The following is a 22,829-nucleotide window of genomic DNA, read 5'->3' on the forward strand; positions in this document are numbered from 1 at the left end:
CCTCTGAACTTACCATTACCTGCCTTCCTCGTTCCCGGGAGCAGGCCATAGCAACATTATTTTGTTGCTGCCCCCTTTCCCTATACTCACATCACGATGAAGCGTCTTCGATTCATAAGAAGCATCGAGCGAATATCTTCCAGGTGCGAGCCTGACAAGCAGAAAGGGACCTTCGGTAACTGTATCCAGAATCACATTGTCAGACCCGTCCTTGATCGTAACGCGAACATCGCTGATGTAGGCAGCACGAGCGGGCCCACTCTGGGCAAGCTCGAGTACCAGCGGCCATGAACGTGCCTGCTGCAATATTGCCTCCGACTCATCCGCTCCGATGCCTCCTGTCAAATATTCGGTCTGGCCTTGTGATTGCACAGGTGGGAGCGCAGCAGGAGTAGAGGATGGATCTGATCTTGTTTGAGCAAAGCCAGGACTGGAGGTAATACCTGCCAGGACAAATGCAAATACAGTTGCACCTGTAAGAATGCGTTCAATAGCTCTCATTAGCTTGCCCCAGTTTCTTCAGTGAGTAAACAATAGGTGTGCGCATTAACGCTTCTTTGCTTTATCATCAGGAGAAACACCCGGAATATCATCTGCAGCCGGGATATCAGAATCAACTATATCGGATGGTATTCCACGCCGGTCTGTATCCTTCAGACCCTGCTTCGTATCTTCATGCGCCTGTTCGATTACCTCACGTGAATGTTCATCCCCGGGACGGCTCGTACCCGTCGGCCTCGTTGTCTCGTCGCGCTCATGAGGTAGCAACGTCTGATGTTCTTCCTTATCTTTGGCACGCGGTTTCGAATTGGGCAGATCCACCCGTTCCGTCAGCACCCCGGTTTCCTCGCATTCTATTCGTTTGGAAGGGGGCTTGTTTTCTGTAGTCATCATATCACCCGTCAATATATTGAAAGATACTTACTGAAAGGAAAGGTGGAAATTGAAACGCCGCTTCAAACCAGGAGCATCCGTATAAAATTATCCTTACCTTATTGCATCTACCGTCCTCGGGCTGTGCCCCAACGCACATAACCCCCAAATTTATTCTTGTACTCATTCGTCTTATGTCGGTTAACGCACGGCACCAGTCACTGAATTAATGGAAGATGTCAATAACACTGAACGCTGTGGGGCATTTTTTTCTTTAGTGATAAATGGATTTTCTAAAATTGCGGAGAGGTCTGGCCGTCCAGCACCTTGCGGTTGCCCGTCGAATGCGCTGCATGTTCATTCTTTGTACACGTCACTTTGAAAAAAGAGAGGTGATATCATGAACGAACTGTTTTCTAAATCATGGCGCTCGTTGGCGCTCCGGGGCGTCATATCCTTGGTGTTCGGCATCCTGGCAGCGCTCTGGCCTGGAATCACGCTCTTGTGGCTGCTCATCATGTTTGCTGCCTATGCTCTTATTCAGGGCGTGGTGTCCGCTGTGGCAGCATTCCAAAGCCGGAAAACCCATCATGACTGGTGGCTGATGCTGTTGTGGGGAGTGGTAGGGATTGGAGCGGGTGTAACAGCGTTCATGCTTCCTGATCTGACGGCCGTAGTGCTCGTGCTGGTAATAGGGGCAACCGCACTGGCAAGCGGGATTGTGGATATTGCAATGGCCATCCGATTACGCAAAACCATCCATGGAGAAGGATTCCTGATTCTCAACGGCATCATCTCCATTGCGTTCGGTGCGTTCGTGTTTTTCTTCCCCGGTGCTGGCGCACTGGCACTGGTTTGGATGATCGCCATGTACGCCATCGTTTCGGGATTATTACTCCTTGCGCTCGCCTGGCGGGCCAAAAAATGGGGTACCGATTATGAGAAATGGCCTCATGGAGTGACCCCATAAGTCTTTATAACGAGGATATAAGACGACGATGGGCTTCCAGATGCCTGCTCCAACGTGCCGGATACCCCGTGGCATCAGCAGGCTGCGCTACGACTGGTTACTCCTTGACTGCGTCGGCAACGTCGATCTTGCTCGTAATCCTGCTTCAGGTCGCCATTAAATAAGCCATTTCAGTTAAAGTTTGGTACGGTAGTAGTTACATTCTCCGGCGGGATTGGCTATGCTTGGAATCTCAATCCCATAACGGTCTCTTTCCACTGTAATCGCAATGGAATTCAAGGATTACTACAAAATCATGGGCGTCCCCCGCGATGCCTCTCAGGATGACATCAAGCGCGCCTACCGGAAACTGGCACGCAAATATCATCCGGATGTCAGCAAGGATCCGCAGGCAGAAGCCCGCTTCAAGGAATTGGGTGAAGCCTATGAGGTGCTCAAAGATCCGGAGAAGCGCGTAGCGTATGACCGCCTTGGCACAAACTGGAAAGCCGATCAGGAATTTCGTCCTCCGCCGGATTGGAACGCCGGCTTCGAGTTTTCGCAACAGGGATTTACAGGAGCGGATGCTTCCCAGTTCAGCGAATTTTTCGAATCCCTGTTTGGACGCAGTTTTCGGGCAGAGCAGGCGAGACGCGGAGGAGAAACCCATGGAGGGCCTGGTGGAGCTTTCTTTCATGCCCCTGGCGAGGATCGGTACGCCAAGATAATGATCGATCTGGAAGATTCATATCACGGCGCTACCCGTACCATCTCGCTGCAAGTACCAGAGCTCGATGCAGAAGGACATGTATCGACCCGCGAGCATAAGTTGAATGTAGTTATTCCTCGTGGTATCCGACCGAGGCAGTACATTCGCCTCGCTGGTAAGGGTGCTCCGGGTCACGGTCAGGGAAAAGCGGGCGACCTGTATCTGGAAATCGAGTTTCGCCCCCATCCCATCTATCGAGTGGATGAGTACGACGTCTATCTTGACCTGCCCGTAGCACCGTGGGAAGCGGCCCTGGGCGCAACGGTCACTGTTCCTACTCCGGAAGGAATGGTTGACTTGAAAATACCTGCCGATTCCACTACCGGACGGAAACTGCGATTGAGAGGACGCGGTATTCCCGGTAAAACGCCGGGAGATTTCTACGTCGTATTGCGCATTGCACCGCCCCCTGCCACCGATGAAAGAGACAAGGCCTTTTACCGCAGCATGGCGGAGCAATTCAAATCGTTCAACCCGCGAGCCAAACTGGGAGTCCAGGCATGAACGACGAAAACGGGCATCGAAACAACGCGCCTTCGCCACCGCCGGAACTATCGGTAACTCTTGTCGATGAACAGAACGCGTTGACACTGGCGGAGTTCAGTCACGCATGCTCGGTACAAAGTGGCTATATCATCGAATTGGTAGATGAAGGATTGATCACCCCACAGATTATGGCGGAAGAGCATGAACCGCATTGCTGGCGCTTCACTGGGACACAGATGCGTCGCGCCAGAATTGCGCTCCGGCTGCAAAGCGATCTTGGTATCAATCTTGCGGGAGTTGCGCTTGCCCTGCAGTTACTGGATGAAATTGAGACCTTGCAAATGCGATTGAATGTACTTGATAACTGGTAGCTGTTACCCGGCTTGCACCTTTCGAACCCTCGAATCGCGCTGTGGGAGCTTCCACCCCGATATACCGAAACCACATCCCCCGATATATCGCAGCCACATCTTTACGCATCAAACCCGTAGCCCTTGTATGTTAGAAAATAGCATTTAGGGATTGCCAGATCGACTGGCCCAGGCTCTGCATGTCAAGTTCGGGAGAGAGCGAAGATCGACAGTCCCAACTGATTAATTGCCAGTTGCCCAAACCCGAACGGTTGTGAGGTGACAAACCGCATTGAATACAAGGCAGGGATAAGCAATATGGAAATTAAATTTGTGGGAATTGATGTTAGCAAGGCTTGGCTTGATTTTGACTGTTTGCCGCAGAGTGCGCCCCAGCAGTTTAGCAATGATGAGGAAGGCATTGCAGCCCTGGTTGAATTGTTAAGGGGAAGTGGAGTGGAGCGTATTGTGCTGGAAGCAACCGGCGGATATGAAACCAACCTGGCTGCTTGCCTGGCGGCAGCGGGTTTGCCGGTTGTGGTGATCAATCCCAAACGGGTGCGTGACTTTGCCAAAGCAAGCGGTATTCTAGCCAAGACAGATCGGCTTGATGCCCGAGTGCTGGCGCTATTTGGCCAGGTCATTGATCCACCTGTGCGTGCTCTGCCTGATGAAGCGCAACGCGAGCTGGCGGAGCTTCTGGATCGGCGCATGCAACTGGTGGTAATGCGTGCCCAGGAAAAGGCCCGATTGGGAACAGTATTGCCGGTGGCAAAGCGTGATATCAAGGAACACATTGTCTGGCTGGATCGGCGCATTGAAAGATTCGAGCGTGACCTGGATCAGCGGCTGCGTAACTCGGAGGCATGGAAGGAGAAAGTGGAACTGCTGGATTCCATACCAGGCGTGGGCAAGGTAACGATCTTCACCCTGCTTGCCAGACTGCCTGAACTGGGATGCCTCAATCGGGGACAAATTGCTGCTTTGGCTGGCGTAGCCCCCTTCAATGATGACAGCGGCCAGAGGCGTGGACAGCGATACATTCGGGGAGGGCGGTGCGACGTGCGTTGCGTGCTGTATATGGCGACTCTGACGGCCAAACGCTGTAACCCGGCAATCAGGCAATTCTTTGAACGCCTGATCGCCTCTGGCAAACCTTTCAAGGTAGCCATGACAGCCTGCATGCGCAAACTCCTGACAACCGTAAATGTGATTATAAAAACTCAAACCCCCTGGAAGAATTTAATCACCCCTTGACACGGTTGCTCTCTCCCCATCCCGGTTTGCCCAAGCGCTTCGCTCCCCGTTTACATCGAGAGCGCTTCATCCTCCATTATCAAGCCCGTGCCCTTTATGTATGTACGAAAACGAACGGAACACAAAGCGATAGCTCAGGCATTATCGCCTTCATCGCCCATGTATAACCTCGGCATTCCAGAGCTCAGAGCCGACTCATCTCCAATCCCCCATCCGGAGTTTCGCCGTGCGCAACGAACGGCCATAACAGGATGCTCCAGTAGACCGCGAGTCATGCCTGGTGCTGAGTTATTTTTAAGGGCGAAGCAGCTTCTCAGCCATAGGATAACTTTGAAATGGAAAAAGAACCTCTGATCAAATTGCCCTGGCGTGGACGTGAAACGATTGAATCAATACCTCTGTTACTGGAAGGGGCGCAGCGAATAGAAGTAACCCTCCCCTCCAACTACAACCACGCCCTGTTTGAAACGCTCCATTCCGGAGAACCCCCAGCTCAACTCGAAGAGATTGACGCGGCAGGTGGGCCGGAATTGCTTGCTCATATTGCAGCCGTCAGCGGTCTGGAGGAATTCAGCTTGCTCACAGAGCCTCTAACCGCCGCTCGTGCAAGAGTGCAAGTTTTAAGCCCTGCAAAAGTCTTTATCATACTTCCCGGTGCAAATCTCAAAAGCAATGAACGGATCATCCATCCTGAAGCCGGGGAATAACTGCTGGCGCATCAAGCACGCGGACAAGGCTGCTTTTATCGTTGATGGAGCAGATTTTTTTCGTGCTTTCCGGGAAACGGTAAAACACGCCCGCCATTCCGTATTGATCATGGCCTGGGACATCGACAGCAGGTTGAAACTGGTACGGGATGAGGAACCCGATGGTTGGCCCATCACCCTCGGTGACTTCCTCAACAGCCTGGTCAAGCGTAACAGAAATCTCCATGTTCATGTCCTCGACTGGGATTTCGTCATGCTGTTTGCAACTGACCGCGAATGGCTTCCTCTCTATAAACAACGATGGAATGGCCACCGACGCTTGCATTTTCATCTTGATGATCATCATCCGACCGGGGCCTCTCATCACCAGAAAGTCGTGGTAGTTGACGACCAGGTGGCGTTTGTGGGTGGGCTGGACCTGACGCTGGGTCGCTGGGACACCACCGAGCACGCGGCTTGTGACGAGCGCCGCCGCGATTTGCTAACAGAACCCATACCGCAGCCCTATCACGATATTCAGATGATGGTCTCCGGTCCGATCGCGGCCTCACTGGGTGAGCTGGCGCGTGAGCGCTGGTTCCTTGCAACCGGGCAGAAACTTTCTGCGCCCAGGATCAGGACCAGGGTAAATTATTGGCCCGACTATATTGTGCCGGACGCCGAGAACGTTGAGGTGGCTATCGCTCGCACTGTTCCCGAATATGAAAACCAGAAAGAAGTGCGCGAGGTGGAACGACTCGTACTGGATCTGATCACTTCCGCGCGCGATAGCATCTACATCGAAGCGCAGTATTTTACTACCCACATCGTAGCGGATGCACTGGTCCGGCGGCTGGAGGAAGAACACGGACCGGAAGTCGTCATGCTGCTGGCGGAACAGACAGTCGGCTGGCTATCGCAATACACGATGGATGTGCTGCGCGAGCGCTTGCTCAAGCGCCTGGTCGCCGCAGATCGGTACCAGCGCCTGGCCCTTTACGAGCCGTGCATACCCGGGCTTGTCAACGAATGCGTCAACGTCCACTCCAAGATCATCATCATTGACGATGAGCGGCTGCGCATCGGATCAGCCAATCTCAATAATCGCTCCATGGGACTGGATACCGAATGTGATCTTATGCTTGAAGCGAATGGCAGAGAGGATATAGGCCGGGCAATAGCCGGTTTTAGAACCTGCCTGCTTGCCGAACATTTAGACATGGACGCCGACAAAATCGAGGAGCGCCTCGCGCAGGAAGGGTCGCTGATACATACGATTGAAGCGTTGCGAGGTCATGGCCGTACCTTACGTCCATGGCAGTTTCGAGTCGATGTCGATGTGGATGCCCTGGTGCCGGACGAGGATATCGTGGACCCGGACAAACCGCTCGATGCGAGCCTGCTGATGGCGAAGCTTATTCCCGAGGGAGAGCGCGCCCCTGCGCGAAGTCACATTGGTCTTATCGTTTCGATACTAGTCAGTGTATTGGCGCTCGCAGCCGCATGGCGCTGGTCGCCACTCAAGGAATGGATAGACGTTAGTACCCTGGTAACGCTTGCCGCCGAATTCGAGCGCTCTCCAGCTGCTCCATTCATTACGCTCGCTATATTCCTTCTGGCTGGTCTGGTTGCATTTCCCCTCACTGTGCTTATTGTGGTATGTGCGCTGGTATTTGGCCCCTGGTACGGTTTTCTCTATTCGATGGCGGGTGCGCTATTGAGTGCGGCCTCCAGCTACGGTATCGGCCACCTGATAGGGCGCCATACAGTTTGGCGCTTTGCCGGGAAAAAAATCAGGGAACTGAACAAACGCCTGGCCCGACGCGGTCTGATGACTATCATCGCTCTCAGGATTATACCGCTCGCTCCATTCACGGTTATCAATCTCGTTGCAGGAGCGTCGCGGATCCGTTTCCGGGATTTCATGCTGGGAAGCGCAGTAGGCTTGCTGCCAGGGATAACCGGCATATCCGTTTTTACGGATCAGCTGGCTGCCACTATCCAGAAGCCTGATCTGCCCGCGTTTGCCGCATTGGTTGCCGTTGCTGCGATCATAATCGTTATCGCATGGACAGGCTGGAGATGGGTGAACCGCCGGCGTGAGACGATGAACGCTTCGCCAGTTACTCAATCTGACTGAAGCTTAGCCAGGCGCTGGCTCTCTGCTTTCAGCCCGGCAGCTTTCAGTTTAAACACCTGTTCGGACATGAAAACGGGAATTCATGAAATTCTATGCAGATGACATTGGCCACCTACAATATACACGGTTGTATCGGCGCCGACGGACGCTTTAAACCTGACCGCATCATAGACGTTCTGCAGGAGATGAATGCGGATGTAGTTGCTCTGCAGGAAGTAGAGCATCACCAGGTTGAAGGTTATGACCTGCTGGATTATTTCGCAGCGAAGACCGGGCTCACCGCCATTGCCGGACCAACCCTGGTGCGCCGAACACACCATTATGGAAACGCCCTGTTAACGAAGCTTCCGGTCGTGGCGGTAAATCGGATAGATCTCACCCTGCCGGGGCGGGAGCCGCGTGGGGCGCTCGATGTCACTCTTGTCTGGAACGAGCGACAGGTGCATGTGGTTGCAACCCACCTCGGCCTGCGACCTTGGGAACGACGGCAACAGGTGCGCCACCTGCTTAAGCTGTTTGAAATCCGTCTTACGGAGACCTATGTGTTAATGGGCGACCTCAATGAATGGTTCCTGTGGGGACGCCCTCTTCGCTGGTTGCACGCTCACTTCAAGCGTCCCCCTCATTGCGCCACATTTCCCGCGCGAAAACCTTTCATGGCGCTGGACCGTCTATGGGTGCATCCGCGCCGCCGACTGAAAAGCCTCGAAGCTCATACCAGCGGCCTCGCGCAGATTGCATCGGATCACCTGCCCTTGAAAGCCATAATAGAAATCTAACCGACCGCTCCTTGAGGATCTGCGCAATCGGGATTTATGGCAGCCGACCTCTCCCTGTCCAAGAACTGTCTTTTTGATTCAGTTACTTTTACCCATTATGGGCAAGCAGCGTTCCGGGGAATGCACAGCGTACACTCGCCGTTTTCACCCCACTCGCAGCATTTATTCGGGAAACAGGTACCTCCGGCAGGGGATCCTCCTCCCCCACCACCACCGCTACCATTACCATTCTCCGGTATATCGATAAGGTCCAGACAGTCACGGCAATAGGCGAACATCGAGCCCATGCAGGCCGCATAGCATGCAATCATGCCGGGAACCGACGGAAAAAATGCAGTGCATCCGATGCAACCCAGAATCCAGCCGTTACAAAGAATGTTTCTACCAAAACCGCATGCTTGAGGGGAAATGACAAGGCTATTGTTGAGGCCTGATCCGAAATGTTGGGCTATATGGCTGCCTGTATATTGTGAACTCGTTCTATATATTGCCGCTTCGGCAGTAAACCCTGGCATATTCATTTTTCAATCGCCCAATCGTCTTTGAGGAGATGATTTTCCTGCAATCTGCTTTTTGCATATTTCAGTTGACAGTTGAATGATATTTGGCCGATATCCAGTCATCAGTGCGATAGCGCACCTTGGATAACGTTGTCCTTGGCTACATGCAGCCTCTGCAGTTGCTTGATTGAGTCGCGAAATTGCGATTACGTGCACAACCGCACAGAATTCTATGGTCCGTGAAACCTATTATCCTGTGATATCAGCAATTTTTCATAGAGTTAAGATACGTCGCTGGAGACACGTCGTTACCTTGGAAAATCCGGATCGTCCGATGATCAAGTCTACAGGAGGTAAAAATGCTAGGAAGAATAGTGGCACTCGCCGCAGTTGCTGCAGGGGGAGTGATGTTATCGAAAACATTCAGGAAATCGAGGGACTCCGGATACACATCGACGGTGGAAAACTCTATCGAAATCAATGTGCCGGTTAGTACTGCATATAATCAATGGACCCAATTTGAAGAATTTCCCAGGTTCATGAAAGGTGTGCGCGAAGTACGACAGATCGATGACACCCACTTGCATTGGCGGGCAGAGATCGCAGGCAAGGAAGAAGAATGGGATGCCGAGATTACGGAACAGGTTCCCGATCAGCGGATCGCCTGGCATAGCACGAGTGGTGCCAAAAATTCGGGTGTTGTAAGCTTCTACGGAATCTCAGACTCAAAAACCCGAGTGGTGCTGAAGATGGATTATGGACCGCAGGGCTTCCTTGAAGGGCTGGGGGACGCTCTGGGGGCAGTAAAGGCGCGTACGAGCGAAAATCTCCAGTGCTTCAAGGAATTTCTCGAAAGCCACGGAAAGGAAACCGGAGCATGGCGCGGTTCGGTCGGACAACATTAGCTGTAGTAGTTCTCAAACTCAAAGATCGTACCGGCTCCTCCCCCTGGTACGATCAAAACACTCTGTTGGCAAGCCGCTTTCTTCAAAGAAAACTCGAAAAGCTCGTCGATGTATAAAGTGCAACGCACTGTGAGCCAGGCTTCACGTTCCCAGTAGTTCAACAACCGTGCGGCAGCACCCGACCAACATCCGTTTATTTCGTGTTTTATTTTACGTCGTGAAAAGGCAGCATCCTTCTTACATCGCGCGAAGGCAGCAGCATTCTCCCGTTCGCTCTTAATTTCCGATAGACGGCTCAGTTCGGACACCTTCGTCTGGCGTAGCCCACTTAGTCGTTGCTTTAATGTTATTTTCAGCACGACTCGCATTGACACAATCGGGCGTTGCATCCAACGTGCGCGGGTTGGTCATGCAATCTTTTAGCTTTGCAGTTCGTTCCGTTGCATGCGATTCATACCAGTTAATGGATCTGACGTCTTCCTGGGCGGTGCGGGTACCGCATCCCGCAAGCATTGCTATCACGAGTCCGCTCACTCCTACTGAAACGATAGTCGTCTTCTCTCTCATAGGTAAGTTCTTCGAGGGTAGATTATCTGTGATAAAACAGACCCGGTACTCACCGTTCTGTTTGCGTTCATACCACTTAAGTTGAGAATTGCATAAATCAGCGGGCTAATTCTGTGCGGTGGCGTACCCAATCCGAAAAGAAGCAGAATCGTTACAGAACCCTTCTGAACCGGCGAGGAACCAGGATCGAGCCGAGGCAAGACGTTTACGGCGCATCAGCTCGATCTTCTTCTGGTCTGATCTAATTACGCCATTTCACTGACCACCGGGCTCCGCAGTAAACCGCGGCTTTCCATCTCCCTTTGCAGCATATCCATCGCCTGATCATGAATCAGATCGAGCGCGTCATAGCCACGATTACGCAATGAGGCCGCCTTGAGCATTCCACAAGCCATAGTTTTCCTGATTTCACGCAACCCGATCTTTTGGCCGCAGTAGGCGCGAATTATCTGCTCGATACCTCTACGGTTGTGGATTCCCGTCCCAAAATTTGCAGCGAGGTGCCGACTGAGCAGATCGAACCCGCTCGCTTCCCGGCCGAATTGAACATTTATGTACGCCATATGCAGATCAGATAATATGCGATTGCATAAGCTTAGAATCAGCGCTGCCTGCGCGTGAAGATCGTGCGCGGTCAATTCGCCATTTGCGCCACCCTCCCCTGCTCTGTCAGGTCCACGCATTGCGTTAACGGATGAGATTTTTACGATCGGGCGGCTAGTGGTTTCATACGCCCAGCTCAATGCATGCTGCGGATCATTAAACTTCATTTGTCATATTCCCTTTTTTGAAAAAAATGTACAACGAACGCCGTGTTTTCGCCCTTTTTCACAGAACTCCAGGTTATTCCACCCCATCTGGATTTTCGATTCATGCCGACAGCCGTGGCATGATCGAGCCTGTCTGCGCTCTGCAACCGCTTCTGGATTTCCGTACTCCCAACGCTCAAGAGGCAAGCGCATATCGTTCTTTTCGATGTCTGATCTTCTGATACCCGTTCTCATTGGCTACGCTCCGATTCCTTCTTTAAAATTTTCCACCATGGTTGCAGCTGTCCTTGTGTGAATGCCTGTGCCACAGGCTGTTGCTGATAGTTACCCGATACGTCTGTAGTCATTCAGGGTGCAGAGCTATTTGTTCGACGATAAGTGGTATTGCTTTGTGGTCCCCTGTGAGGTGAACCTTTTTTGCTTGAAGATTTCCAATGAGAGATATTATTACAAGTTTTACTTGTATATGTCAAGGGAAACTTGTAACCGGGGTGCAAGAATTGCTTGTATTATGATGCCATGGACATTGCGCGGATAATTCGCGAGGGACGCGAAAAGCTTAAATTGAACCAGTCGGAGCTGGCCGAGCTCGTGGGCGTATCTCCACAAGCGGTTCAGCAGTGGGAATCTGGCGCTACGCAACCTCGTGGGAAAAGACTGAACAGGATCGCGGAAGTGCTCAAGCTGCCCCCAGCGATGATGCATTTCGGAATGTCACTGGATTCTCCAGCTGCGCCTGATACTACTGTATCGCCTCAGCCGGAGAATCCAGCACGTGGAACTCGAGGTACTTCTCCCCGCGTCGCTGAGAAACCGGCTTCGGAGAACGATGCACTTATCAATCAGGTTATCGAAGCAATGCGGCGCATGTCTAAAGAAGATGCAGCGCGCCTGGTAACAATAAGCAAGGCCCTAGTCGGCGAAACATCTGCCGAAGTGGTTGAGGCGGTTCCTTCGGTAGATCTGAAACCGTTGCCGGTACCGGATCTGCCTCCTCATCCACCTCCAGCTTTTCCTCCGCGTCGGATGCCCGAGAGTAGAACGAAGGTCAGAGGAAAGACGGCAATCAGATAGACGGCAGTTTTCCAGGCACGGACCGGATCGCCGCAAAAATGACAGACGCCGAGGCTGACTCTGTTGTATCAGTATGTTTATAAAAAGGAAAGATACGTACGGAAATACGGAACATATTCGCGTCACTCACTCGTGAATATCATCGGGATAATAGAAGAGGGTGCGCCTTACAATAACCTGGACCAGTGATACGCCAGTAACACTCCTGCCATCATGAGACCATTAGCAAATAGACTACCGTATGACAGCACGGAGATGCTGCTCGCTTTTCATGTATCAGAAAAGGCACGCGCAAAACGCGACAAATATATTATGCAATTCCCCGAGGAGTTGCGGGAACTCGAAAAAAGGAGGTATACACTTGAGCAGGCAGTAAAGGAGGTGCTGGGTGAAGTAGCGGAAGTTGCATTGCTTATCCGGGAACTGGAGAGCTGATTTGTCCGGAAGGCCGAAATTTAGCACGAAATAACATATTGATTTTTATGTTTTTTATATCTTATTCCTTTTTTCGCCTTTTTTATCGATCAGGAGCTCATATGAAAAATCTTATTGTTGCCTTGCTCAGTATGCTGGTGCTTTCTTCGTGTGTTATCACAGGAAAAATGTCAGGCGTCCGGGAAGGCATGACAAAAGCGGAAGTGATAAATATTGCGGGTAATCCGGATGGCTATCAGCGCAGTGGCGATTATGAGGCATTGCTCTATATCGATCGCCGGCACACCTGGTCCTTATTCAGTGGACCCTATCCGAATACTGTCGATTATTCGGTCATCCTTCATGATGATCATGTGATGGAGTTCGGCCCTGGCAGAACGCACGAGCGCCAGGCTGAAATTCCTTTCGTCAGGGTTCCGGGGCGTTAACTCAAAACTCGACCCCTCCTTTCATTCGATACTTGTAAACAAGTAAACTTGTTTACAAGTTGGTCTTGACAATTACAAGTAATACTTGTATCATGCTCTCCATGTTGCAACACCGCAGTTAATCGGTCCTGGTGTTGCAACATCCGTGAAACAGACGTGCAGCCTGCCTCAGGCATAGCCTCGATCGAGTAAGACCTTCAGGGCGTCGAAAGACAAGCGGTCAGGGAAGGGAAAGGCACAAAGAAATATCCAGGCCGTGCCTGGCGCGGAACTTGAGCCCGATTTGAAAGGGCAAACTATGGTAGAGCGAGGGAGAGCGTGATGGGAAACGGGGTGGAACGATGGATGAGCTGGATGGCAGTGTGGACCGAACATCGTCCCGCCCCCCTTGATCTCTCAGATACCGAGATACTTGACTGGTTAAGCGAATACTGCGACCAGGCGGTTTATACGCGCCCTACTCAGCAATGTCGCGGCGGGTTCACCTTGTATTGCGATGAGATCAGAAGCAGCGCCGTCACCCTGCGTGAAGCGGTTTGTTTGGCAGCTGCTAAATGGAAGGAGGTTAATGAATAGGTCGTGACGATAACGGGCTACGGCTGCTGAGACAAAATTTCCGGTTTTCCGGAAGCGGATATCAATGGCGGAAGACTTCCAAACCTCTTCCTTCGAGCTCCCCGTTCCACTACTGTGATGAAGACGTAATCTGGCTTGAAGGTGTTCACCAACCAGGCAAACAACTCTGGGTTTGCTGCGTCATAGTGAAGTTGCAGCGTTTCGCTGAAAGTGGCAGCCATAAACGGGGCCATTGCGGTTCCAAAAGAGTCACGCAGCCATAGGACTCGCTTCTGATTCAAGGCCTGTTCCGATTTGACAAGCAACGGGCGTTGTGCGGTATGAATTTGAGGATTCCCGCCAGATCGCTTGAGCCGGCCTGTTTCAAAGTCGTACTGCTTCGTTTCGATAGGGCGATCGCTGATGATATCGATGACGACCTCGTTATCTCGCAGTGTTTCCTTCAATCTCAGAAATTTCGCCAGATCACCCCCCTGGCGCTGGTTAACCTCCAAAACACGCACGTCTTTCTCCGATAGCAGACGGAGCCCCGGTTCAGCGCGGGCAATGTCCATTTCAAAAGCCTGAAAAGCCACCCAGGCTCCAAGACTATTCCAATGGGTATCCGTTTTGTAGTAGAGCGATTCTGAAAATTGAGATTTTGCCGTTCTCAGAGCCGGACGAGTGTCAACGTAAAGTCCCCGTTTAACATTAGCCAGTAACGTATCCGTTGCTGTCGCGGCAGCAGGCTGCGCCCAATCGGGGAGAAATTCGGGATAGATGGTAGCCTTATCAGGGCCCAGCATGACTCGAAACATACTAATGCCGTTATGATTCAACCACCGGCTCCATGATGCAGTCGCATGACCGATTGCCCCGGCAACTCTTTCATCCTCGACAGTTGCGCCACGGCGTACACCAGTGATTGTTTTTCCATATTCCTCCCCTAGATAGAGCCAGTCTTCCTTTCCAATAAACACTTGGTCGGGGTTAGTCGAAATCCCATGGGGATAAAAGAACCGGCTCAGGAAGGGCAATGCAAAGTCAAAGTTATAGAGTACGGATTCGCTCCACCATTCCTGTCCGTCATTCTTTTGCCAGATTCCTGCATTCAGATTGATAGCCGGTACCACGGCCAATACAAGCAGGGCCGCGCCAACAAACATAAAAACTGTTCTTTTCATGCCCAGGTTCGCTCAGAAATTGAAATAAAGGAATATCGAACTCGTTGTTACCATCGTGAAATACATCGCGATGCAGAATAACAGAAGCGCTCCCGAGAGCTTTATCGCGCCCTGACCGCCCATCATCAGCTCAAACGAATTCTTCTGACCGATGATTCCCAGCGTGAGCAGGATCACGGTGAAGCAGAACAGGTTTGCGGCAAGACCAACGGGCAGCCATCTCAGGAGATGATCCGAAAACCACCCGCCCCAAACCAGGCTACTTGTTGGCACCTGAAGCAGCGGCAAATTAATGACCGAGTTGATATCCATCATTCCCCATATCACTCTCAGCGCATCGTCAAGGGTGCTGGCGCGAAAGAAAACCCAGGAAATGTTGATGAAGTTGAACGTCAGCAGCCATGCCACAGCTTTGGGCATGCGCAAACCTGATCCGCTCCATGCCCGATACGCAACGAGCGCGATACCGTGCAGCGCGCCCCATATGACGAACATCCAGCTTGCGCCATGCCAGAGTCCGCCTAATATAAAGGTTGCCATGAGATTGAAATAGACTCGCGGAGTAGAACACCTGCTGCCGCCCAACGGAATATAGAGGTAATCACGCAGGTAGCGGCTGAGTGTTATGTGCCACCTTCGCCAGAAATCCTGAATATCCAGCGCCTGATAGGGAGAATTGAAATTGATGGGCAACCAGATATTGAACAGAAGCGCGGCACCGATCGCCATGTCACAGTAACCGCTGAAATCGAAATAAAGCTGAAAGGTATATGAAAGGCTCGCTGCCCAGGCACTGAAAAAATCAAGGCTTGATCCCTCATCCGTGATATCGAAGCCGGCATTTGCCCAGATCGCAAAGGTATCTGCAATAACTACCTTCTTGAACAGGCCGATACTGAAAATAAACAGCCCCAGGGCGATATTCCGATAGCGTATCGCCAGGGTCCAGCGCGATTTGAATTGCGACATCATCTCGCGGTGATGCAGGATCGGACCCGCTATCAGGTGAGGAAAGAAAGTTACAAACAGCGCATAGTTGAGGAAATCATATTCCCCCGTCTCTCCCCGGTAACTGTCCACCAGGTAGGCTATCTGGGTGAACGTAAAGAAACTGATGCCCAATGGCAGAAGAATGTGTGGCGAAATAAGGCCAGCGTTAAAAACGCTATTAATGTTATCTACCAGGAAGTCTGCGTACTTGAAATAGCCAAGCAACGCAAGATTCGCGGCAATACCCCCCGCCAGAACAAAACGAGAAGAAAACCATAAACACCCCGAGGTCGAACAGGCCGAATTCCGCGAAAGCACCGTGCCGACCGCGAAGTTAAATAATATGGACCCAAGAAGAAGCGGCAGGTAAGCGATATTCCAGTACGCGTAAAAGAACAGGCTCACAATTACCAGCCAAGCCTTGCCCGCCAGGATGAGCCGATTTCGATTCAGGAAAAAGTACCCGAGAAACGCGATGGGTAGAAATAACAGGATGAACTTTGGAGAGCTGAAAATCATCTGTGTACGACTTTATTATCTAAAGTTAGACCGACGCCTTGTCCGGAAAAAAATGTTCCGGCCGCTTATTATTCCAACCGATTAACGTACAACTTGCTGATCAGCCGAAGTTCCCGGCTCCGAGCGATTTGCGTCCGGATGAGAAGTCAGGTGTTACTTCACAGGCTCAAAGAATATGCTGGTTGAGCAATGCCCGTTTTATATCGATGGCTGATATGAAAGACTAACTGACCTCCGGCCGTGGTGGTGTTGATCCCATCGGACAAACTCCCGTACTTGAGCCGATCGTCGCAGGCAATTCACCAGTTTAACGAGGAATTCCGGTATCTGCTTGCGCAGGGCATACAACCGTTTGCCTTCTCTTGTCGCCAGCCGATGCGCCATTGCCTCCAGCGGCGAGGGTTTTCCGGCAGCGGTGCTTCTTTGAAGCGTTCTTTCCAGCCCAGGTGATGCTGCTCACGGCCTAGGAAATCAGCGGCACAATCTTTGCTGCTTCGCAGCGGCTCACATTCGCCTCACTGAAATAGCCATTGCCAGTCACCGACGGCGGCAGCAGAAATCCAGTCGAGCGACCTATCGGGCGAAAGTTGCTCATGGCAGGGCTCGCAATCAGAATGAACTTATTGTGATTATCGCATTTCATAACCTTCACCGGTTAAGTCCGGCAGTCTGCTAGATCCTACTGATGAGGCCAGAAAATACTATGAATCTCGTCATTCCGGGCCTGGTCCGGAATCCAGTAAACTGGAATCCAGCCCCCAAACCAATAATAGCGTGCTTTGAACATCACTGGATACCGGCTTCCGCCGGTATGACTTTTGTACTCCTTGTTCGCCGAATTAATAGCACGGGACCAATCGCTCCAATAAAACTTGAGGTCCAGCGTGAATTACTCTATAAAACCCGTAGTCAGGTCTATCCGGCAAGCAAGAAGGTTGATATTGCTACAGATAATCCACATTCAGGAGTAGGAAAAGACTCAAGCAAATCCATGCAAAGCTCGCATTCACCTGTAAATTCCACTACCAGTGCTCCCTACATAACGTCCATCGACCTCATGCGTGGGCTGGTGATGGTGTTCATGGCGCTTGACCATGTGCGGGGGTTTTTCACCGATGCGGATTTCAGTTCCACTGATCTTGCGCGTACCACTCCCGCTATCTTCCTGACCCGCTGGATCACCCATCTGTGCGCACCGGTATTTATCTTTCTGGCGGGCACGAGCGCCTATCTGTCTGCATCCAGAGGCATGAGGCGCTCACAACTGGCGAAACGGTTACTCCTGCGTGGGTTGTGGCTGGTATTTCTTGAGCTGACGGTTGTGCGTTTTGCCTGGTTCTTCAATCTGGATTACAGCTTGATGGATTTGCAGGTGATCTGGGCACTGGGCTGGTCGATGATTGCTCTCGCGGCACTCGTCTATCTGCCGCCATGGGCGATCGCCGGCTTTGGTATCGGCATGATCCTGACTCACAACCTGCTCGACGGCATACGGCTTGAGGATTTTCAGGTAGCGGACGGCTCGCTCACCTGGAAAGGATGGCTGTTAAGTGTGCTCCATATCCCCCACTTCCCGGTAGTGTATCCCCTCATCCCCTGGATCGGGGTAATGGCCGCAGGTTACGCATTTGGCCCGATCATGCTACTGCCATCAAAGGCAAGAATAAAGGCGGTGCTTGAATGCGGCGTTATTCTTGTCGCAGGCTTCCTCATTCTCCGAGCCCTGAATATCTATGGCGATCCGGATCCATGGGTTGTGCAGGAAACCTCGGTGTTTACCCTGCTATCCTTCCTGAATACGACAAAATATCCGCCGTCACTGCTCTATCTCCTGATGACGCTCGGACTCATGTTCCTATTGATATCTGCATTTGAATGGTGGCATGAGGCGCATGGGCCGCATGGCGGTGCGGGGCGTTTTCTTATCACCTTTGGGCGCGTGCCCCTGTTTTTCTATCTCATTCATCTGTATTTTATCCACGGGCTCGCCCTGCTCATTGCGTTTGCAATGGGAGCCGATATCAGCTCATTCATGACTTCTTCGTGGGAATTTCCACCCTGGTGGGGATTCAGCCTTCCGATTGTTTACCTGGTATGGGTGGTAGTCACCGCAGTGCTCTATCCCATCTGCCGGCGGTTCGCCGCATTCAAGTCCCGGCACCGCGGCAGCTGGTGGACGCCTTATATCTAAGGAGGCCCTAAGTCTGAGGGGTAAATTCCGGAGGAGACGGGAAACAGGTCATGTTGCACGCCAAATGTTCCTGTATGTGCGCTATCCAACGAAAAAGAATCGTTCCTTTTGCTAGGCTTCGGGTTTCAGAGAATGACAGGAGTTGCTGTAATGGGTGACGATCTTTTTCAATTCCCAATCACGGGATGGGAAATAAAAACAGAACCTATCGATGGATTGCTCTCGGTCCGGTTTCCATTTTTATCTCACGAGCAGCAAAAGCTTGCCGAGGCAGATCCCGGCAGGCCCTACGTAATGCAGGCCGAACAGGCCCGAGAGCTTCGAGACGCATTGTCGAGAGCAATCGAACGCCTTGAGGACCAAGAGCTTGCGACCCCCATGCTGGCAGAAACATACAACCCGTTTCTCATCTATTAAGCGAAGCGCAGCAGTTCGCTTTGCAGTCCCAATTCATCAAGCAGGATAGATAGCAAAAAGCAGTAAACCCTCGGCGCCATTGCCAGGAGTGAGCGAATATATTTGATACGCTCGATCTGATGAATCCTGAACCGCCACCAAATCGCCTCGATAGACCGGTCGACGAAGCGTATGATCATACACTGGGACCAGCGGATGCCGAAATTACCCTGGTCGAGTATGGTAGTTACGCCGATGTGTCCTCACGCTCGGCACACGAGCGCGTTGCCGAACTGCGAAGTCGGTTTGGCAACCGTATGCGCTATGTATTTCGCCATCGCCCGTTGGCAGGAAGCAAAATTGCGCGCCGTGCAGCTGAGCTGGTGGAATCATACGACGATCCCGCTCGATTCTGGAACCTACATGTCGCACTGATGAGCCGATCTGACAAGCTGAACGCAGACGATCTGCACGCCATTATTTCTGATTTGAAGCTGGATGGGAATAAAGGAGCCGGACAAGAAGCAACAGCAAGAGCAAGAGATCGCGTAGATGCCGATATAGCCAGCGCAGCCGCCAGCGGCGTCACCGTCACCCCGACATTCTTCATCAATGATCGACGTTACGATGGCCCCTGGGATGTGCGTTCACTCTCTGAAGCAATGCTTGGCTCGCTTGGCCACGTTGTGCATGCTGCCGCGCTGGATTTTGCCAAATGGGCGCCTTCGACCGGAATCATGCTGCTGCTTGCGACCGGGCTCGCGGTTATTCTGAGCAACTCCGCCCTTGGCCCGGATTTCAATGAAATGTGGGAGCAGCGTCTGGGGATTGCGTTCAACCATAGCGCTTTTGAGCTTTCATTGCGTCATTGGATAAATGACGGATTGCTGGTGATCTTTTTCCTGGTTGTCGGGCTCGAAATCAAGCGTGAGTTCACCGTGGGGCATCTTGCAGGCCGGCAATCCGCAATGTTGCCAATCGCCGCAGCGACTGGAGGCATGGTTGCCCCCGCCTTGCTTTATCTGATTCTGGTGCCGTCAGGACCGCCAATCGCTCCGGGATCGGAGGGGGCTGATGGCACATGGTCATATGGGTGGGGTATCCCAACAGCAACGGATACGGCGTTTGCGGTTGCGCTGATTGCCATGATGGGCAGGCGTGTTCCTGTCGAGCTACGCGTCTTTCTTACCGCGGCTGCCATTGTCGATGATATTGGGGCAATCATTGTCGTTGCAATTTTTTATTCAGGTGAACTGCATATCGGTTATCTGGGCAGCGCAGCCGCGATTGCGGGATTACTGGCACTGCTCAATAAGGGCAGCGTGTATCGGGCGTCTCCGTATGTGATTCTCGGAATCGCCCTGTGGGCTTGTGTGTACGCAAGCGGGATACATGCTACGCTGGCGGGCATCATTCTCGCATTGTTCATTCCTACACGCCCGCCGCCCAATCTTCGCGCACTCATGCTTCAGGCGGATGCTATTCTGACCGCCGAAACCCGGCGCGGGAGGGAGGTTATGCATTACGGTCCTTCCGAACCTGCGCTGGAGGCGTTGGATGCCATTCATGACCGTTTGGAATCTCCCGCTGATCGCATGCTCCGGCATCTGGCGCCAAGATCGAGCTTTCTGGTATTGCCGGTGTTTGCGTTCGCGAATGCAGGAGTGGTTGTAGAGACAAGCGTATTAAGCGAGCACGTACCGTTAATGCTCGGCACCGCAATAGCATTGGTCATCGGCAAACCTCTCGGATTTATCACTGCTACCGTAACCGCTGTTCAACTGGGCTTTGCCACCAAACCAGATGCCTATTCCTGGCGACAGCTTGGGGGGGCAGGAGCACTCGCCGGAATCGGTTTTACCATGTCGCTTTTCATAGCCAGCCAGGCCTTCTCCGAGGTAAGCGATTATGCGGCCGCCAAAATCGCAATTTTCGGCGGGTCGATCCTCTCGGCAGTCATCGGTGTCGCCATACTCTGGAATGCACAGGCAGAGGAAGAAAAAATCCATGAGCGTGAACAGAAACAGCGTGAATAGAAACGGTCCAGGCCGAAATAGCAAGGGGACATGCTGGAAGCGAAGGTAAAAATGAAGCAGATATCCGGGCGGTAGAACCAGGATGGTAAAACGATTTTCTGAAACACCTGTTGATAATCAAGCTATACGATGGAAGTAAACGATAACTTTTCCATATGAGGAGGAAATATGACTACAAAGAAGGCGTGGGCAGTTTGGAAAGGTGGAATCAAGGACGGGGGCGGAACGATTTCCACCGAAACGGGTGTGCTGAGCGAAGCACCTTACGGTTTCAAATCGAGATTTGAAAATGGCAAGGGCACGAATCCGGAAGAACTCATCGGCGCCGCGCATGCAGGCTGTTTTTCGATGGCGCTCTCCCTGATGCTCGGAGAAGCTGGTTTGACGCCGGAGAAAATCGAGACGCACGCTGCTGTCACGCTCGATAAAGTTGGAGAAGGCTTCGAGATTACCACTATCCACCTTGACGTTGCCGCCAAAATACCGGGGGCAGATCAGGCGAAATTCGAAGAGATCGCCAGCAAGGCAAAGGAAGGCTGCCCCGTATCCAAACTATTCAAGGCAAAAATAACAATGGATGCAAGGCTGAAAACATAGTTATTGCCCGATAAAGCGATCGGAGCGCCATTCGCCGGCATATTACACGGCGAATAACCGGATTTACCCGGAACTTGCCGATAGCATATCAACCTTCGCTCCGAGATACCTGGCGGCAGCACCGATAATACCGCCGGATCGTTGGAGCGAAGCCTATCTGAACGCATGAGGCTCGCTGCAACTCTCATGTGGGTGGATCGGGTCGCACCGGGTATGAATCAGACATACAGCTATATGGGCAATAGCAACCGAAGGTGATTACTTCAACTGCTCATACAGCAGCTTCAATATGCGCTTTGCGTCACCGGAATCCTCCGCCACGCCATCCTTGTTCAACACTGTGACGTCAGTATTGGCTCCCGCTTCGCTTAACTGTATGCGGTATTGATCCGGCTTATCGCTATCCTCGCCCCGCCAGAATGCAAGCTTCGAAAGCAAACCGATTCCTGCGCCGTTTTCTGCATCCGGATTTACATAGCGCACAAAGTAAACCCCCTGAGAGCGGTTTCGGTCTTCGACGGTAAATCCGATACGATCCAGCGCCAGTCCGACGCGTCGCCACGATCGGTCGAAAGCTTCGGTTACGGTCAGTATCCCGCCTTTTTCGCCATTGAGGCGAGCACGCTCCTGAACGCCCATGCTCGCCACTGCGCTTCTGGCGCGCTCCTCCGTCACGCCAAAGCGCATCATCAGGCGGGAAAGCATCTCCGCTTCCAGGTCAGGATCAGAGGGACGCGGTTGCCATACAGTCCGTACGTTGGCCCCTTCGATCACCTCGTCCATGCCGCGATGGCTGATATAGATCTCCGTAGTACCGTTCTCACCGCGCTCCAGACGCGTGCGAAACTTGTCACGCTCGCCCGTTGAATACATGCTGTCCAGAAGCTTGCCGAGGGTATTCCTAAGAATATCTTCAGGAATTTTCGCGCGATTTTCCGCCCAATCCGTTTCCATCACGCCGGCTTCAGGCATTTCAATCTTGATGAGAAAGCCCAGTTCCTGCCAGAAATCCCTAACGATCGGCCATATTTCCTCCGGTTCGCCATTTACAACAAGCCAGCGCTGCGTGCCCGAACGTTCCATCCGTACTCCGGCCTCATCCATCGAGGGCAGGATGGAGGCTCCTCCGGTGGTGATACCTGCCGTCTTGCTGCGCTCCTTGTTGTAAGAGGAAAAAGTCGCAACCCCGGTGGGACTGATATCCGGAACATGATAACGCTCGTCCGAACCCGGTGCGGTCAGATCAGGTGGAATTTCCAGAGGCGGAAGTTTGCCCGCCGATTTATAATTGATCTTTTTAGCTTCCGGCAAAACGTCCGAGAAAACACTGCATCCTGCAACGGCCGCTGCCAGACACAGCGCAGCCATTATCTGCGATCTCATGTGCAATACT

25 protein-coding genes are annotated in these 22,829 nt (G+C 52.2%); 16 read left to right on the plus strand and 9 right to left on the minus strand.

Annotated elements, in window-relative coordinates:
- Nucleotides 1-15: 15 nt before the first annotated feature.
- Together ACZ5BW_RS07925 and ACZ5BW_RS07930 are read right to left on the minus strand one after the other, a co-directional pair.
- Nucleotides 16-501: a hypothetical protein gene (locus tag ACZ5BW_RS07925; RefSeq protein WP_464538696.1), complete on the minus strand. Its 486-nt coding sequence runs from the start codon at nt 499-501 to the stop codon at nt 16-18.
- Nucleotides 502-546: 45 nt separating this feature from the next.
- Entirely contained in the window at nt 547-894 is a 348-nt protein-coding gene (locus ACZ5BW_RS07930; RefSeq protein WP_464538698.1) for a hypothetical protein, read from the minus strand.
- Nucleotides 895-1,273: 379 nt separating this feature from the next.
- Between ACZ5BW_RS07930 and ACZ5BW_RS07935 the strand changes: the two genes are divergently transcribed.
- The 8 genes from ACZ5BW_RS07935 to ACZ5BW_RS07970 all read left to right on the plus strand — a co-directional run bounded on the left by ACZ5BW_RS07935 (nt 1,274) and on the right by ACZ5BW_RS07970 (nt 9,694).
- Entirely contained in the window at nt 1,274-1,843 is a 570-nt protein-coding gene (locus ACZ5BW_RS07935; protein ID WP_113068483.1) for an HdeD family acid-resistance protein, read from the plus strand.
- 268 nt (nt 1,844-2,111) lie between these two features.
- Nucleotides 2,112-3,095 (plus strand): DnaJ C-terminal domain-containing protein, encoded by a 984-nt coding sequence (locus tag ACZ5BW_RS07940; RefSeq protein WP_464538701.1) that lies wholly within the window; start codon nt 2,112-2,114, stop codon nt 3,093-3,095.
- Nucleotides 3,092-3,448 carry a chaperone modulator CbpM gene (locus ACZ5BW_RS07945; RefSeq protein WP_464538703.1) on the plus strand — a complete coding sequence of 119 codons (357 nt, stop codon included), beginning with the start codon at nt 3,092-3,094 and terminating at the stop codon, nt 3,446-3,448. Before ACZ5BW_RS07940 ends, ACZ5BW_RS07945 begins: the two co-directional genes overlap by 4 nt.
- A 297-nt stretch (nt 3,449-3,745) precedes the next feature.
- Nucleotides 3,746-4,684: an IS110 family RNA-guided transposase gene (locus ACZ5BW_RS07950; protein ID WP_464538705.1), complete on the plus strand. Its 939-nt coding sequence runs from the start codon at nt 3,746-3,748 to the stop codon at nt 4,682-4,684.
- A 335-nt stretch (nt 4,685-5,019) separates the two neighbouring features.
- Nucleotides 5,020-5,391 carry a hypothetical protein gene (locus ACZ5BW_RS07955; RefSeq protein WP_464538706.1) on the plus strand — a complete coding sequence of 124 codons (372 nt, stop codon included), beginning with the start codon at nt 5,020-5,022 and terminating at the stop codon, nt 5,389-5,391.
- Nucleotides 5,357-7,510 carry a VTT domain-containing protein gene (locus ACZ5BW_RS07960; RefSeq protein WP_464538707.1) on the plus strand — a complete coding sequence of 718 codons (2,154 nt, stop codon included), beginning with the start codon at nt 5,357-5,359 and terminating at the stop codon, nt 7,508-7,510. The genes ACZ5BW_RS07955 and ACZ5BW_RS07960 overlap by 35 nt, the downstream gene beginning before the upstream one ends.
- A gap of 92 nt (nt 7,511-7,602) precedes the next feature.
- Nucleotides 7,603-8,289: an endonuclease/exonuclease/phosphatase family protein gene (locus ACZ5BW_RS07965; protein ID WP_464538709.1), complete on the plus strand. Its 687-nt coding sequence runs from the start codon at nt 7,603-7,605 to the stop codon at nt 8,287-8,289.
- A gap of 859 nt (nt 8,290-9,148) precedes the next feature.
- Nucleotides 9,149-9,694: an SRPBCC family protein gene (locus tag ACZ5BW_RS07970; protein ID WP_464538711.1), complete on the plus strand. Its 546-nt coding sequence runs from the start codon at nt 9,149-9,151 to the stop codon at nt 9,692-9,694.
- Here ACZ5BW_RS07970 and ACZ5BW_RS07975 read toward each other — a convergent pair.
- The 3 genes from ACZ5BW_RS07975 to ACZ5BW_RS07985 all read right to left on the minus strand — a co-directional run bounded on the left by ACZ5BW_RS07975 (nt 9,691) and on the right by ACZ5BW_RS07985 (nt 11,031).
- Entirely contained in the window at nt 9,691-10,062 is a 372-nt protein-coding gene (locus tag ACZ5BW_RS07975; RefSeq protein ID WP_464543755.1) for a hypothetical protein, read from the minus strand. The two genes, ACZ5BW_RS07970 and ACZ5BW_RS07975, sit on opposite strands and share 4 nt — an antisense overlap.
- Nucleotides 9,971-10,261, minus strand: coding sequence for an EexN family lipoprotein (locus ACZ5BW_RS07980; RefSeq protein ID WP_464538713.1), 291 nt, complete (start codon nt 10,259-10,261; stop codon nt 9,971-9,973). The genes ACZ5BW_RS07975 and ACZ5BW_RS07980 overlap by 92 nt, the downstream gene beginning before the upstream one ends.
- A gap of 245 nt (nt 10,262-10,506) precedes the next feature.
- On the minus strand, nt 10,507-11,031 hold the full coding sequence (locus tag ACZ5BW_RS07985) for a hypothetical protein (RefSeq protein WP_464538715.1): 525 nt from the start codon (nt 11,029-11,031) through the stop codon (nt 10,507-10,509).
- A 564-nt stretch (nt 11,032-11,595) separates the two neighbouring features.
- Between ACZ5BW_RS07985 and ACZ5BW_RS07990 the strand changes: the two genes are divergently transcribed.
- From ACZ5BW_RS07990 to ACZ5BW_RS08005, 4 genes are all read left to right on the plus strand, one after another.
- Complete coding sequence (locus ACZ5BW_RS07990) at nt 11,596-12,105, plus strand: helix-turn-helix domain-containing protein (protein WP_464538717.1); 510 nt, start codon at nt 11,596-11,598, stop codon at nt 12,103-12,105.
- Nucleotides 12,106-12,318: 213 nt separating this feature from the next.
- Nucleotides 12,319-12,540, plus strand: coding sequence for a hypothetical protein (locus ACZ5BW_RS07995; RefSeq protein ID WP_074974545.1), 222 nt, complete (start codon nt 12,319-12,321; stop codon nt 12,538-12,540).
- A gap of 101 nt (nt 12,541-12,641) precedes the next feature.
- Complete coding sequence (locus ACZ5BW_RS08000) at nt 12,642-12,968, plus strand: hypothetical protein (protein ID WP_464538720.1); 327 nt, start codon at nt 12,642-12,644, stop codon at nt 12,966-12,968.
- A gap of 321 nt (nt 12,969-13,289) precedes the next feature.
- A complete protein-coding gene (locus tag ACZ5BW_RS08005) occupies nt 13,290-13,544 on the plus strand; it encodes a hypothetical protein (protein ID WP_464538722.1) in 255 nt (84 codons plus the stop codon).
- 17 nt (nt 13,545-13,561) lie between these two features.
- Here the strand turns inward: ACZ5BW_RS08005 and ACZ5BW_RS08010 are convergent, their stop codons facing one another.
- The 3 genes from ACZ5BW_RS08010 to ACZ5BW_RS08020 all read right to left on the minus strand — a co-directional run bounded on the left by ACZ5BW_RS08010 (nt 13,562) and on the right by ACZ5BW_RS08020 (nt 16,859).
- Entirely contained in the window at nt 13,562-14,707 is a 1,146-nt protein-coding gene (locus ACZ5BW_RS08010; protein ID WP_464538724.1) for an alginate O-acetyltransferase AlgX-related protein, read from the minus strand.
- Between the two features lie 12 nt (nt 14,708-14,719).
- Complete coding sequence (locus tag ACZ5BW_RS08015) at nt 14,720-16,216, minus strand: MBOAT family O-acyltransferase (RefSeq protein WP_464538726.1); 1,497 nt, start codon at nt 16,214-16,216, stop codon at nt 14,720-14,722.
- 463 nt (nt 16,217-16,679) lie between these two features.
- Nucleotides 16,680-16,859 (minus strand): hypothetical protein, encoded by a 180-nt coding sequence (locus tag ACZ5BW_RS08020; RefSeq protein WP_464538728.1) that lies wholly within the window; start codon nt 16,857-16,859, stop codon nt 16,680-16,682.
- Nucleotides 16,860-17,207: 348 nt separating this feature from the next.
- On the opposite strand from ACZ5BW_RS08020, the gene ACZ5BW_RS08025 reads away from it, so the two are divergent.
- The 4 genes from ACZ5BW_RS08025 (at nt 17,208) to ACZ5BW_RS08040 (ending at nt 21,436) form a co-directional block, all read left to right on the plus strand.
- Nucleotides 17,208-18,407 carry an acetyltransferase domain-containing protein gene (locus ACZ5BW_RS08025; RefSeq protein ID WP_464538730.1) on the plus strand — a complete coding sequence of 400 codons (1,200 nt, stop codon included), beginning with the start codon at nt 17,208-17,210 and terminating at the stop codon, nt 18,405-18,407.
- Nucleotides 18,408-18,557: 150 nt separating this feature from the next.
- Nucleotides 18,558-18,824: a hypothetical protein gene (locus tag ACZ5BW_RS08030; protein ID WP_464538732.1), complete on the plus strand. Its 267-nt coding sequence runs from the start codon at nt 18,558-18,560 to the stop codon at nt 18,822-18,824.
- 119 nt (nt 18,825-18,943) lie between these two features.
- Nucleotides 18,944-20,839, plus strand: a complete 1,896-nt coding sequence (nhaA, locus tag ACZ5BW_RS08035; protein WP_464538734.1) for a Na+/H+ antiporter NhaA — start codon at nt 18,944-18,946, stop codon at nt 20,837-20,839.
- A 168-nt stretch (nt 20,840-21,007) separates the two neighbouring features.
- Nucleotides 21,008-21,436: an OsmC family protein gene (locus ACZ5BW_RS08040; protein WP_464538736.1), complete on the plus strand. Its 429-nt coding sequence runs from the start codon at nt 21,008-21,010 to the stop codon at nt 21,434-21,436.
- A gap of 258 nt (nt 21,437-21,694) precedes the next feature.
- Here ACZ5BW_RS08040 and bamC read toward each other — a convergent pair whose 3' ends face one another.
- Nucleotides 21,695-22,819, minus strand: coding sequence for an outer membrane protein assembly factor BamC (gene bamC / locus ACZ5BW_RS08045; protein ID WP_464538738.1), 1,125 nt, complete (start codon nt 22,817-22,819; stop codon nt 21,695-21,697).
- Nucleotides 22,820-22,829 lie beyond the last annotated feature (10 nt).

Source organism: Nitrosospira sp. TNL300, assembly GCF_055385915.1.